Origin of the sequence: Hoylesella nanceiensis DSM 19126 = JCM 15639, from assembly GCF_000379965.1 — a bacterium.
GTDB lineage: Bacteria > Bacteroidota > Bacteroidia > Bacteroidales > Bacteroidaceae > Prevotella > Prevotella nanceiensis.
Genome location: NZ_KB904331.1, coordinates 336,237 through 348,559, shown reverse-complemented (window position 1 = coordinate 348,559; position 12,323 = coordinate 336,237). Strand labels below are relative to the sequence as shown.

At 38.5% G+C, this 12,323-nt stretch carries 9 protein-coding genes and 1 tRNA gene; 5 read left to right on the top strand and 5 right to left on the bottom strand.

Annotation, left to right across the window (positions count from 1 at the left end; genetic code table 11):
* The 3 genes from A3GM_RS0107610 to A3GM_RS0107600 all read left to right on the top strand — a co-directional run bounded on the left by A3GM_RS0107610 (position 1) and on the right by A3GM_RS0107600 (position 3,457).
* Entirely contained in the window at positions 1 to 279 is a 279-nt protein-coding gene (locus tag A3GM_RS0107610; RefSeq protein WP_018362792.1) for a hypothetical protein, read from the top strand.
* 15 nt (positions 280 to 294) lie between these two features.
* On the top strand, positions 295 to 2,109 hold the full coding sequence (mutL, locus tag A3GM_RS0107605; RefSeq protein ID WP_018362791.1) for a DNA mismatch repair endonuclease MutL: 1,815 nt from the start codon (positions 295 to 297) through the stop codon (positions 2,107 to 2,109).
* A gap of 178 nt (positions 2,110 to 2,287) precedes the next feature.
* A complete protein-coding gene (locus A3GM_RS0107600) occupies positions 2,288 to 3,457 on the top strand; it encodes an OmpA family protein (protein ID WP_018362790.1) in 1,170 nt (389 codons plus the stop codon).
* Between the two features lie 673 nt (positions 3,458 to 4,130).
* On the opposite strand, the gene trpS is transcribed toward A3GM_RS0107600, so the two are convergent.
* Positions 4,131 to 5,120: a tryptophan--tRNA ligase gene (gene trpS / locus A3GM_RS0107590; protein ID WP_018362787.1), complete on the bottom strand. Its 990-nt coding sequence runs from the start codon at positions 5,118 to 5,120 to the stop codon at positions 4,131 to 4,133.
* 292 nt (positions 5,121 to 5,412) lie between these two features.
* On the opposite strand from trpS, the gene A3GM_RS0107585 reads away from it, so the two are divergent.
* Positions 5,413 to 5,487, top strand: a tRNA-Val gene (locus A3GM_RS0107585).
* A 209-nt stretch (positions 5,488 to 5,696) separates the two neighbouring features.
* On the opposite strand, the gene A3GM_RS0107580 is transcribed toward A3GM_RS0107585, so the two are convergent.
* The gene (locus A3GM_RS0107580) at positions 5,697 to 6,044 is read right to left on the bottom strand and encodes a MerR family transcriptional regulator (RefSeq protein ID WP_018362786.1); all 348 of its coding nucleotides are present in this window, start codon (positions 6,042 to 6,044) and stop codon (positions 5,697 to 5,699) included.
* 107 nt (positions 6,045 to 6,151) lie between these two features.
* Here A3GM_RS0107580 and alaS point away from each other — a divergent pair, with 107 nt between their 5' ends.
* Entirely contained in the window at positions 6,152 to 8,770 is a 2,619-nt protein-coding gene (alaS, locus tag A3GM_RS0107575) for an alanine--tRNA ligase (RefSeq protein WP_018362785.1), read from the top strand.
* Between the two features lie 474 nt (positions 8,771 to 9,244).
* On the opposite strand, the gene A3GM_RS0107565 is transcribed toward alaS, so the two are convergent.
* From A3GM_RS0107565 to A3GM_RS0107555, 3 genes are all read right to left on the bottom strand, one after another.
* Positions 9,245 to 9,931 (bottom strand): SprT-like domain-containing protein, encoded by a 687-nt coding sequence (locus tag A3GM_RS0107565; RefSeq protein ID WP_018362783.1) that lies wholly within the window; start codon positions 9,929 to 9,931, stop codon positions 9,245 to 9,247.
* Positions 9,932 to 9,950: 19 nt separating this feature from the next.
* On the bottom strand, positions 9,951 to 11,042 hold the full coding sequence (locus A3GM_RS0107560; protein ID WP_018362782.1) for a metallophosphoesterase: 1,092 nt from the start codon (positions 11,040 to 11,042) through the stop codon (positions 9,951 to 9,953).
* A 261-nt stretch (positions 11,043 to 11,303) separates the two neighbouring features.
* The gene (locus tag A3GM_RS0107555) at positions 11,304 to 12,203 is read right to left on the bottom strand and encodes a diaminopimelate dehydrogenase (RefSeq protein ID WP_025830017.1); all 900 of its coding nucleotides are present in this window, start codon (positions 12,201 to 12,203) and stop codon (positions 11,304 to 11,306) included.
* Between the last annotated feature and the right edge of the window lie 120 nt (positions 12,204 to 12,323).

Here is a 12,323-nt window from a genome sequence, read left to right as displayed (position 1 = left end):
ATGAATTGGTTTAAACAGGCGAAACCAAGGGGATTCGAGCATCGCTATCTGTATTATAATGAGCGCAAAGAATATATCGATAAGCTCAAAGAAAAATATCAAGTGGAAAGCTCGATGAATAAAGGTGAAAACAAAGAGGCGAGCAAGAGGATTGTAAAACCTATCCTTTTACGCTCTAATTCCAATGCTTTTACACCCTTAAGTCAATCCTTTTTACTTGTAATACCAACGCTTTTACTTTTGGGCTTATTGGCTGTCGTTTATTATTGGTTGATTTAAAAAGAAATAGTTGTTATGCAAGATGTAATTCAGTTACTACCAGATACAGTGGCAAATCAAATTGCTGCGGGCGAAGTTATACAACGTCCTGCAAGCGTTATCAAAGAGTTGGTTGAGAATTCAATCGATGCAGAGGCCACAACTATTAATGTATTAGTAGTTGATGCTGGTAGAACTTCGATTCAAGTGATTGATGATGGTAAGGGAATGAGCGACACAGATGCTCGTCTTTCCTTTGAACGTCATGCCACATCTAAGATTCGTTCTGCCGACGATTTATTCAAATTGCATACCATGGGCTTTAGAGGTGAGGCGCTTGCGTCGATTGCTGCGGTGGCACAAGTGCAACTAAAAACTCGCCAAAAGCACGAAGATTTGGGAACAGTGATACATGTTGCTGGCTCGAAATACATTTCGCAAGAACCTTGTACCTGTGCAGTAGGAACTAATTTTCTTATAGAAAACCTCTTTTATAACGTTCCTGCACGTCGTAAATTCTTAAAATCAAATACCACAGAGCTAAACAATATCATTACAGCTTTTCAGCGTATTGCTCTTGTTTATCCTCATATCACCTTTACTCTACATAGTAATGGTAACGAATTGATTAATCTTCGAGCTGGAACTTTGCGTCAACGCATTGTGGATATCTTTGGAAAAAGAATCAATCAAGACTTGCTTTCTCTTGAAACGGAAACCACATTCTGTAAGATTTACGGCTTTGTGGGTAAACCTGAGTCGGCAAAGAAGAAGGGAGTACAGCAATATTTCTTTGTGAATGGCAGATATATGAAGCATGCTTATTTCCATAAAGCGGTTGCAAGTGCATTCGAACGTCTTGTGCCAACGGGTGAACAAGTACCTTATTTTATATACTTTGATGTTCCAACGGAAGAGATCGATGTGAATATTCACCCAACAAAAACGGAGATTAAGTTTGAAAATGAGAAAGCGATATGGCAGATCTTACTTGCTGTTGTGAGAGAGGCAGTGGGCTTATATAATGATGTTCCGTCGATAGATTTCGATAATGAAGGACGTCCCGACATTCCTGTTTTCGACCCAAATGCTTCGACTTCGGCTCCAAAAGTGGATTATAACCCTAATTATAATCCTTTTAAAGAGGTAGAACAAAGTAGTTCTCGTCGTGAAGTTACGAACTGGGAGTCGCTTTATAAGGGCTTGGGTAATGAGAAAGATGAGCCTCAAAGTTTGTTTACTCCTGATGAACCGATATCAGAAAGTGAGAGTCTTATTGCAGAAAAGTCGCCTTCTCATTATCAATATAAGGGTAAATATATCATGACTTCGGTGAAGTCTGGGCTCATGATTATCGACCAGCACAGAGCACATCTACGTATATTATATGAGAATTTCATGGAGCAACTGAATCAAAGAATAAACTCTTCGCAGAAAGTATTGTTCCCAGAAATGGTGCAAATACCTGCAGCAAGTGTTGAGTTGTTTAACAAAATCATTCCAGAAATAGAAAGGATAGGTTTTGAAATCAGTAATCTTGGCGGAGGAAGTTATGCTCTTCAGTCGGTTCCTGCAGATTTGCAAGGCTTGGATATGGTGGCTCTTATTCACGATATGCTCAACAATGCAAGCGAACAAGGAGTGAACTCGCCTCTTGATGATATTCATCATGCGTTGGCATTGACTATGGCTCGCAGTGCAGCTATTCCCTATGGACAAGTATTAAGTAATGTGGAAATGGACGATTTGATAACTAGTTTATTTGCAACAACAAACATTAATTATACTCCAACGGGCAAAACTATATTAAGTATTTTAAACCAAACAGACATAAGCAAACTATTCAATTAAGTGAATAAAAATGCTGTTTCGATTGGATTTTTATCAATTTTTCGATCTTTTCATGTGAAAAATAACTAAAAAGAGAATATACTTAAATATTATTATTATCTTTGCAACGTGAAATGAAAAGGGATAATACACTAAAGAAAATAATATATAATAATTTGATTGTTTAATTAATAAGTTTATGAAAAAACTATTTATTATGCTGGCTCTTGCCGGTATGTCTTTGAGTTCAATGGCTCAAGACGCTGATCCAGTTAAGAAGCACAGCGTTGCAACTAACTCATTCTGGAGCAATTGGTTCGTTCAAGTTGGTGGAAACTGGAATGTTTGGTATTCAAGTCAAGAACATGGTTTGGATTTGAAGACAAATCCTTTCTCTAAAGATCGTGGTAATTTTGGTGCAGCTGTAGCTGTAGGTAAGTGGTTTACACCTGGACTTGGTCTTCGTGTAAAGGCTCAAGGTATCTGGGGTAAGACTGTTGGAGGTAACTATGTACCTGGTGCACAAGTACCATATGATAAGAATACTTACTTCAACAGATATTGGATCTTGAACGGTCACGCATTGTTCAATGTAAGTAACATGTTGTTCGGTTACAATCCTAACCGTGTTTGGAATGTAATTCCATTCGTAGGTGCTGGTTTCGGTCGTACAATGACTCACAATCTTTACGCTATGGATCTAAGCGGTGGTTTGTTAAATGAATTCCGTTTGTCTAAGAGAGTAGCTCTAAATGTTGAAGTTGGATTGAATCGTTTGGAAACAGATATCGACGGAACTGAAGTAACTAACGGTCACCGTGGTTGGGATTCACACGATAACAACTTCTATGGTGAAATTGGTTTGACATTCAACTTGGGTAAATCAACATGGGAAAGAACTCCAGATGTTGACGCTATCAAAGCGCTTTCTCAATCTCAAATCGATGCTCTTAACGCACAACTTAACGATGCAAATGCTGAAAATGCACGTTTGAAAGACTTGTTGGCTAACCAAAAGCCAGCTGAAAACACAACAATTAAAGAGTTCATCACAACTCCTATCTCTGTGTTCTTCAACCTAGACAAGACAAACATTGCATCTCAAAAGGATCTTGTTAACGTAGCAGCTCTTGCTAAGTATGCTAAAGCAAACAACTCAAATATTCTTGTAACAGGTTATGCTGACAGCGCAACAGGTAAAGCTCCTCACAACCAATGGTTGTCTGAAGAACGTGCTAAGACAGTTGCTAACGAGCTTGTTAAACTTGGTATCAACCGTGATAACATCTCAACTGTTGGTAAGGGTGGTGTAGATGAACTTTCACCAGTTTCATTCAACCGTCGTGCTACTGTTCAAATTACAGAATAATATTTGATAGTAATTTTTTTATTATCTCTGAAATTGGGGATGCTTCTTTCGTAGAAGCATCCTTTTTTTATGCCCTTTTGTTTACAGAGTGCCACGAAGTAAAATGCTATACTTATACCTTGGGACTTCAAAAGGATAGAAACGAGCCTCCTTTTGATTTTTTTGGTAAGAAGAACGCATTGCAACAACTTTTTCCTTGTTTGTTCCTTATACGTAACGCCATCGCTTTTATCTTCAAATTGTGAAACAATTACGCATAATGACATTGCCTTTATCCCCAAATAGAGATATAATTCCCCGCATAATATCATTGCTTTTATGACGCAAACACAATGCTTTTGTCGCCTAATTGCAATGCTATTGCCCATGGAACGCAATGCTTTTACATTGCACCTACACAATAATATATTTGTATCGGGGAGATATCGGAAGAAGAGAAGATTGATTTTTTTTAAGAGTAGGATACTTTTCAATATAGAAAGATAGATAAAAGCGCTTTAAAGACTCCAAGAAAAACCCTTTAAGCGATGCTGAATGAGATATCGTTAGCAAAGATAAAGAGAATGAAGAGTAAGAATATTGTGGAATAAGGGCAAAGAAAAACACCTCGATCAACATCAAATAGAGAGTTGAACGAGGTGTCGTTATGTTTTAAGAGTAGTTGAAAAACTCTTTATAAAGATCTAAAACCGATGATTTTTCTAACCTCTTTAAGAGTTGCCGAAGCGCTTTCTCTCGCTGCATCAGCACCTTGTTTAGCGATTTTATCTAAGAGTTCTTTGTTAGAACTGAACTCAGTTATACGCTCTCTGATAGGTGCAACGGTTGCACAAATGTCTTGTGCGATTTGCTTTTTCAATTCTCCGTAGCGAATAGTAGCATTGTTCCATTGCTCATTAAAATAGTCGTAAGTATCTTGTGTTGAGCAAATTTGCAAGAAAGTAAATAGATTTTCAATCACTTGAGGCTTCTCACTGTTCAGCTCAGTGGGTCCACTATCAGTCACAGCCTTCATCACTTTCTTAGTGATAGTCTTGTCATCATCGTGAAGATAGATACAGTTTCCTTCACTTTTACCCATCTTTCCGCTTCCATCTAAACCAGGAACCTTCACCGCTTTAGCGTTGAAATAGAAGTTTTGAGGCTCTGGGAAGAAATCAACACCATAGATATTGTTAAAACGTCGAGCACATTTTCTCGCCATTTCCATATTTTGTTCTTGGTCTTTTCCTACAGGAACCTTTACCGCTCTGTGCTGAAGAATGTCCGCAGCCATAAGAGTTGGGTAGGTAAACAAACCCGCATTCACGTTGTCTGGTTGCTTTCTTGCCTTTTCCTTGAATGTTGTTACACGACCTAACTCGCCAATATAAGTGTTCATATTTAAGTAAAGATACAGCTCAAGTGTTTCTTTTACATCGCTTTGAACATATATTGGGGCCTTGTTAGGGTCGATTCCACAAGCTAAATATTCTGCAAGAATGACACGTGCACTATTTTGAATGTCCTCGGGTTTTGGTGAAGTAGTGAGCGAATGCCAATCTGCAATGAAGAACATAGAATCATAATCATTCTGCATTTCAATAAAACTCTTCACCGCTCCGAAATAGTTTCCGAGGTGAAGGAAGCCTGTTGGGCGTATTCCACTAACTACTTTTTCCATATTTATTGTCTATTTTAAATTATAATAGTGCAAAGATACTACTAAAATTTGAATAATTATATAATAATGTGTGGTAAGTTTCAATGTAAAATGCAACTCTTTTTACATTAAATAGCATTGCTATTGGGGTGTAAAGTGATGCTTTTAGGGATTTAAAAGCAGTGTTATTAGATAGGAGTAGGCGAGGGTTAGAGTAGGAATATTTGAAAAAATAAGAATAAAAAGTAATTGAAAATTTGGAGGATTAAAATAAATGTATTACCTTTGCAATCGCTTTTAAGAACTAAAAGACGGGCGTTTAGCTCAGCTGGTTTAGAGCATCTGCCTTACAAGCAGAGGGTCGGCGGTTCGAATCCGTCAACGCCCACCGTTTCAAAAGACTTTATTTCAATCGAAATAGAGTCTTTTTTGTTTTATAATAGTTTCTCTCATTCGTTTTGAAAGAGACATAAATATATTTCCTTTCTTTTGATTTTCAGATGGTTAAGTCGTGAAAGTCGAATGCGAAATAGTTTTTGTTTGAAAAATAAAAGTGCTCTTGATAAAAATAAAAAAGTGCAGCTTTAAAATAAAAAGCTACACTATTGAATCGAGTTGTTTCTTCAAATTTTTCAGTTCATCACGCAAATTAATCATCATTTCTAAAATATCTGCGCTCTTGTCAACATTCTTTCTGTTTTCGTTTAGCATCTTTCTTGCTGCAGCAAGCTTAAATCCTCGAACCTTAACAAGGTTATAAATCACTTTAATTTGTTCGATATCTTTCTCTGTATATTGTCTAACGTTCTTGCTGTTTGTCTTGGGTTTGAGATGAGGAAACTCGCTTTCCCAATAACGAAGAGTGCTTTCGTTAATGTCAAACATCTTTGCTACTTCACCAATAGAGTAGTAAAGCTTTAGGTTTTTATTCATATTCAGAGCCATAATGCGATGCTTTTTGTTAAACAAAAACTAATTTATTTGCAAAAATAGTCAAACTTCGGTATCTTTGCAAAACTTTTAATAGAAATTTAAAATAATACATATAAATGATGACAGCTAACGAAATACGTGAGTCTTACAAGCAGTTCTTTGCTTCAAAAGGTCACACTATTGTGCCTTCTGCACCAATGGTGATTAAAGACGACCCCACATTGATGTTTACTAACGCTGGAATGAATCAATGGAAAGATATCATTCTTGGTACAAAAGACCCAGAACCACGTCGTAGAGCCGATTCTCAAAAGTGCTTAAGAGTAAGCGGAAAGCATAATGATCTTGAGGAAGTAGGACACGATACCTACCACCACACTATGTTTGAGATGCTTGGTAACTGGAGTTTTGGCGATTATTTCAAAGAAGAAGCCATTGACTATGCGTGGGAGTATTTAGTTGATGTACTTCATTTAGACCCCAAAGACCTTTACGTTACAGTATTCGAAGGCTCTCAAGAGGATAACATTGCTCGTGATGATGATGCCGCTTCATTCTGGAGAAAGCATCTTCCTGAAGACCATATCATCAACGGAAACAAGCATGATAACTTCTGGGAAATGGGCGATACAGGTCCTTGTGGACCCTGTTCAGAGATACATCTCGACTCAAGAACGCCAGAAGAGAAGCTAAAAGTAAAGGGTTCAGAGCTCGTTAACAAAGATGATCCACAAGTAATCGAGATTTGGAACATCGTATTTATGCAGTTTAACCGTAAGTCGGATGGTTCATTAGAGCCATTAAGCATGAATGTTATCGATACAGGTATGGGCTTTGAACGTCTAGTTCGTGCACTTCAAGGCAAGAACAGTAACTATGATACAGACATTTTCCAACCTATCATAAAAGAGATTTGCAAGCTTTCTCATAAGAACTACGGCGAAGATAATGCAGTAGATGTGGCTATGCGTGTTATTGCAGACCACCTTAGAGCTGTTGCTTTCTCTATTGCTGACGGCCAATTGCCAAGCAATGCAAAGGCAGGATATGTGATTAGACGTATTCTTCGTCGTGCTATTCGCTACGCATACACCTTCTTACACCAAAGAGAAGCGTTTATATACCGACTCATTCCTACTCTTATTGCAGAAATGGGACAGGCTTATCCTGAGCTAACAGCACAACGTGAATTGATTGGAAGAGTGATTAAAGAAGAAGAAGATTCATTCCTTCGCACCCTAGAAAAGGGTATTTCAATGCTTAACGATGCTATTGAAGTGTTGCAAAAAGAAGGTAAGAGCGAATTAGATGGCGTGCAAGCGTTCCGTCTTTTCGATACTTATGGCTTCCCACTCGACCTAACTGAGTTGATTTGTCGTGAACATCAAATTACAGTTAATGCTGAACAGTTTGATGAAGAGATGCGCAAACAAAAAGAAAGAGCACGTAATGCGGCTGTAGTTGAGAGCACAGACTGGGTTGAACTCGCTGCAGGTGAGCAACAATTCGTGGGATATGACTATACAGAATACGAGTGTCAGATCCTTCGTTATCGTCAAGTTACACAAAAGAAGAACACCTATTTCGAACTAGTTCTTAACAATACGCCTTTCTATGGCGAAATGGGTGGACAAGTAGGAGATAAAGGTGTGCTTGTAAATGAGAACGAAACCGTTGAAGTTATCGATACAAAAAGAGAAAACGGACAAAGCATTCACATTGTAAAAGCATTGCCTAAAGACGTTAAAGCAAGCTTTATGGCTTGTGTAGATACCGACAATCGCAATGCAAGTGCAGCTAATCACACCGCTACTCACTTAGTAGATTATGCGTTAAAGCAAGTACTTGGCGACCATGTTGAGCAAAAAGGATCTTATGTTTCGGCAGAATCTCTACGCTTCGACTTCTCTCATTTCCAAAAAGTAACAGACGAACAACTTCGTGAAGTGGAACGTCTTGTGAACCAAATGATAAGAGAAGACTATCCAATGGACGAACATCGTGACACACCTATCGAAGAAGCGAGAGAGATGGGTGCTGTTTCTATCTTCGGAGAGAAATATGGTGACAAGGTAAGAGTAGTGCGTTTTGGTCCTAGTTGCGAGTTCTGTGGTGGTATTCACGCAACATCTACAGGCCGACTTGGTATGTTTAAGATTGTAACAGAAACAAGTGTGGCAGCTGGTGTACGTCGTATTGAAGCTATTACAGGCGAGAACTGCGAAGAATTGGTCTACTCTTTAGAAGATACTATCAAAGCTATTAAGGGCCTATTCAATAACACTAAGGACCTAAAGAGTGCCATTGAGAAGTTTATTGAAGAGAACGAAGCAATGAAGAAGGAAGTAGAAAAGTTCAATGCACAAAACGTTGAACGTCTAAAAGAATTCTTATTGAATGGCGCTAAGCAACAAAACGGTGTTACAGTCGTAACAGGTGTGTTGCCAATCAATGCTTCAAACGCTAAAGACCTTGTGTTTAAGGTTCGTGAAGCGAATCCTTCTCACTTGCTATGTGTTATCGGAACCATAGCAGGAAACAAACCATTGTTGAGCGTTATGTTAAGCGATGACTTAGTGAAAGAGCACAACTTAAATGCTGGTGCAATGGTTCGAGAAGCTGCTAAGCTTATAAAAGGAGGCGGAGGAGGTCAACCTCACTACGCTTCTGCAGGTGGTAAAGACCTTGAAGGCTTAAATGCTGCAATCGAAAAAGTGATTGAATTAGCACAATTATAAGTATTTTTCAATACGAAATAATATAATAATAGACGAGCATTGATGAACAATCGATGCTCGTCTATTTTGTTTTTACCCGTTTGGTGATGCCTTACTCGAAGAGAGTTCGAAAGCTTTAGTCATCAGATATTTATCTCAAAATAGAGAAAAAGACGTGCTATTGCAATGCAAAAGCAGTGTAATTAAGATGCAGTTACATTGCTTTTAGGTTGTAAAAGCATAGCAATTGTTTTCCCCTTTCAGTCCCTTTGTTTTTCCTCGCCATGCTCATTGTCTTCCTCTTGCTTTGAGATAGAAAAAGATGCTCATTCATTTCATCTTTCTTTATCGACCTCTTTTCTTTCCATTTTCAATAAAGTTAGAACACTCTTGCTGAGGAAAAGAGAACTATTTTTATTGCTCAGTCGAAACAAAGACGCATCAAAAAAGGAAGAGTTTACCCCTTCCTTCCATCTTATTTCACTATATATTGATTTATTTCTCGCTCTTTTCTTTCCTCACCAGTACCACAGGTTGCAAAGACTTAATCACCTCTTCAAACTCATTTCGGGGCGTTTTAACTCCTCGCAGACTTCTAACTGTCGAGAAATGACTGAACCTTTCGTCGCTACTTTTATACCAACTAAATTTCAAGTTGTGCGTTGTTCGCTTTAATTCGTTTTGAATTTTAAACGCATAACGAGGGTTTATCACCGACAGAAAGCAGGTTCCATCGCTTTGTTCGATAGCTAAAATTAAGCGTTCTTTTATCTTTTTCGCTTTCGAAGAACTTGTCGTTTCGTTCGTTTTATAGTCTTTTGTATTGACAGAAACAGTTAGTTCCCATCCAAATTCGTTGTTAAATTGATTCATCAATCGCCTAAAAACAGGGCCGTGAGCCGACTTATCCTTGATATTTTTAAAGGCTATATAGAAGTGAATCATCTCGTGAAGCAAGATATTTTGCGCTTGTCGCTCGGTGAATTGATAGTGAGTTGACATACCAATTTTATAATCATACGACCGAAATCCTCTGAAGGTGAAATGCTTTTTGTGCACAAACCAACCCAATTTTGTCTTTGTTTTCGACACTAAAAACAACGGAGTGGGTAGCACCTTATCGAAATAAAGCGTATTGAAAAGCTCGAATTGCTGAGCTATCCACTCTATGTTTACAGTCATTGTCTGCACGTTTGCCTGCTTATCGATTAGAGAGTTCTGCTACAAGGTATTCAGATTGCGTTCCAATTCTAAATTTTCCGCCCCAAATACCAATACCACTGGTCACAAAATATTGCGTCTTTCCCTTTGTTAAAGGTCCGTATGCCTTTTCATAAATAAGGTCTTCGATCCACGAAATAGGCCAAACTTGTCCATAATGAGTGTGTCCGCTCAACTGAAAATCGATGCCTTCATGCTCCGATTGTTCAAGATGATAAGGCTGATGATCGAGCACAATGGTGTAAAGATCTTTGTCGATGCCCTTCGTAAGTTCGTGAAGAGTTTTGCGATGTCCATTTGTTCGGTCGTCTCGTCCAATGATATTGATTCCGTTTATCGTTGCAACCGAGTCACGCAAGAGCGTAATTCCAGCATCTTTATAAAACTTTTCGCTGTTTTGTTCGCCTCCAATATATTCGTGATTTCCAAGACAAGCATAGATAGGCGCCTTGATATTTCTAAACTCTTGTGCCATATTCTCTTCCCAAAGTGGGCGCAAGTTGCCATCAATAATATCACCACTAATCAACACAAGGTCTGGCTTTTCGTTGTTAATCAATTGCACCCAGCGTTTAAACTCCTCTTTTCTGTTGTGATATCCCAAGTGAACATCGCTAATCATTACTATCTTTTGCGCCTTAGGAAGCTGCTTTTGTGTGGTTAAAGTGATAGGTATTCTCACCTTTTTCTTGTAGTTGATGTTGCCATAAACAAACAATGCAGTGACGAAAATAAAGATACTTGCCGAGCCAATGACGCTCTTTCGCAAAAAGGTTTCGGGCAGAATGTGAGCTAATTTAGCTATATCTAACACGCCAAAGATAAGCGCAAGATAGAGAAGAATCATGGGCCAAGATGTTCCAAGCTCGTAAACAAACGACGCAAAGTTAAGCGGTAGTTTGTCGATTAAGCCCGAACCATAAATAATAAACGATGCTATTGCCATGAAAGGAATAATAAAAAGCAATCCTTTTATGGTGTTGGTAAACGGCAACATCTGCCATATTCTGGTGAGAGTGTAGCCCAATCCTGTGATGAGGACAAGCAACATAACGATTAATCCTACTTTCATTTCGATGTTATTTAAATTATCCTGAATGCTTGTTTTGTCTGTTTTCTATTTCTTTAAAATACAAATTGCAGTCCTTTTACATCAAACAAAAGACGTGCCAACATGTATATAAAATGTGATATGTTACGGTTTTTTAGAGCGAAAAGAGAACGAAAAAGGCAGTATATATCTTCAAAAAAATGTCGAAAGATACATACTGCCATTGTATTTTAGCATCAAAAGCGATGCAAATGAAAGTCTGTTGGGTTGCGAAAGAGCAGCTTATACCAATGCAGCAATAAGTTCTTCTCTATCACCTTCGAGCATATCGATAACAGGAATCTCAACCATTGTGTAGCAACCTGGTTGCAAACGCATTGAAGCACGAGCCACATTCACAAGAACTTGTGCTGTTAGTGCAGGATTGTTAATGCTCATATTGAACTCAAAGTGTTGGTTTTGGGTTTCACCACTCACACCTTTGCGAACCAAATGCACGCCATGTCCCATGTCTTTCACTTCATCTACCGATTTAACTGCAATGACATGAGTTTCATCATGTGCAAAATAAGGATCAGCTTTAATTGCTTTTGTCACCTCTTCAAGGCTTGCATTCTCTTCAAGTTCAACATAAACCATTCTTCTATGAATGCTTTCGCCCAATGGAATGGTCATTGAAAGGGCGTCTTTAACCCCTTCTTTGCCCTTAGCACATACACTATGACCCATTGACATGCCTGGTCCAAAGTTGGTATAGCTTAGTCCTTTGGGTGCAAGACTTTGCATAAGGGTGCGTACAATTGAGTCAGAACCTGGGTCCCAACCTGCAGATATCACGCAAACAGCTTGCTTCTCTTTGCAAAGTGGCATCATCTCGGCACGATATCCCACAATTCCTGTGTGAATATCATAGCTATCTACGGTGTTAATACCTAAGCTAATGATGTCTTTTGCATATTCTGGACAACTGCGAGTAGGCACTGCAAGAATGGCAACATCAACGTCTTTAAGATCTCTAATGTTCTTAACTACCTCATAGTTAGCCAATTCTTCAGGTTTGTTCTCTGCGCCATTACGACGCACAACGCCTGCAATTTCAAAGTCGTTAGCGGCTCTTAATGCCTCTAAAGTGTAACGACCAATGTTGCCGTAGCCCACAATTGCAGCTCTAATTTTCTTCATTTCACTCATATCCATTTCGTTTTTTAAGTTTTATGAGCACAAAATTACAAGAAAAGTATAAAAAGTTATGTTTTTGATAGTTTAATTTTTTATAAAAGAAAGGCGGTAAAAAGCGTGATG

What these genes read in the sequence shown, in the direction of transcription:
- A3GM_RS0107610 (WP_018362792.1), top strand. Translation starts at nt 1, where the DNA reads ATGAATTGGTTTAAACAGGCGAAACCAAGGGGATTCGAGCATCGCTAT.
- mutL (WP_018362791.1), top strand. Translation starts at nt 295, where the DNA reads ATGCAAGATGTAATTCAGTTACTACCAGATACAGTGGCAAATCAAATT.
- A3GM_RS0107600 (WP_018362790.1), top strand. Translation starts at nt 2,288, where the DNA reads ATGAAAAAACTATTTATTATGCTGGCTCTTGCCGGTATGTCTTTGAGT.
- trpS (WP_018362787.1), bottom strand. Translation starts at nt 5,120, where the DNA reads ATGGAAAAAGTAGTTAGTGGAATACGCCCAACAGGCTTCCTTCACCTC.
- A3GM_RS0107580 (WP_018362786.1), bottom strand. Translation starts at nt 6,044, where the DNA reads ATGGCTCTGAATATGAATAAAAACCTAAAGCTTTACTACTCTATTGGT.
- alaS (WP_018362785.1), top strand. Translation starts at nt 6,152, where the DNA reads ATGACAGCTAACGAAATACGTGAGTCTTACAAGCAGTTCTTTGCTTCA.
- A3GM_RS0107565 (WP_018362783.1), bottom strand. Translation starts at nt 9,931, where the DNA reads ATGACTGTAAACATAGAGTGGATAGCTCAGCAATTCGAGCTTTTCAAT.
- A3GM_RS0107560 (WP_018362782.1), bottom strand. Translation starts at nt 11,042, where the DNA reads ATGAAAGTAGGATTAATCGTTATGTTGCTTGTCCTCATCACAGGATTG.
- A3GM_RS0107555 (WP_025830017.1), bottom strand. Translation starts at nt 12,203, where the DNA reads ATGAAGAAAATTAGAGCTGCAATTGTGGGCTACGGCAACATTGGTCGT.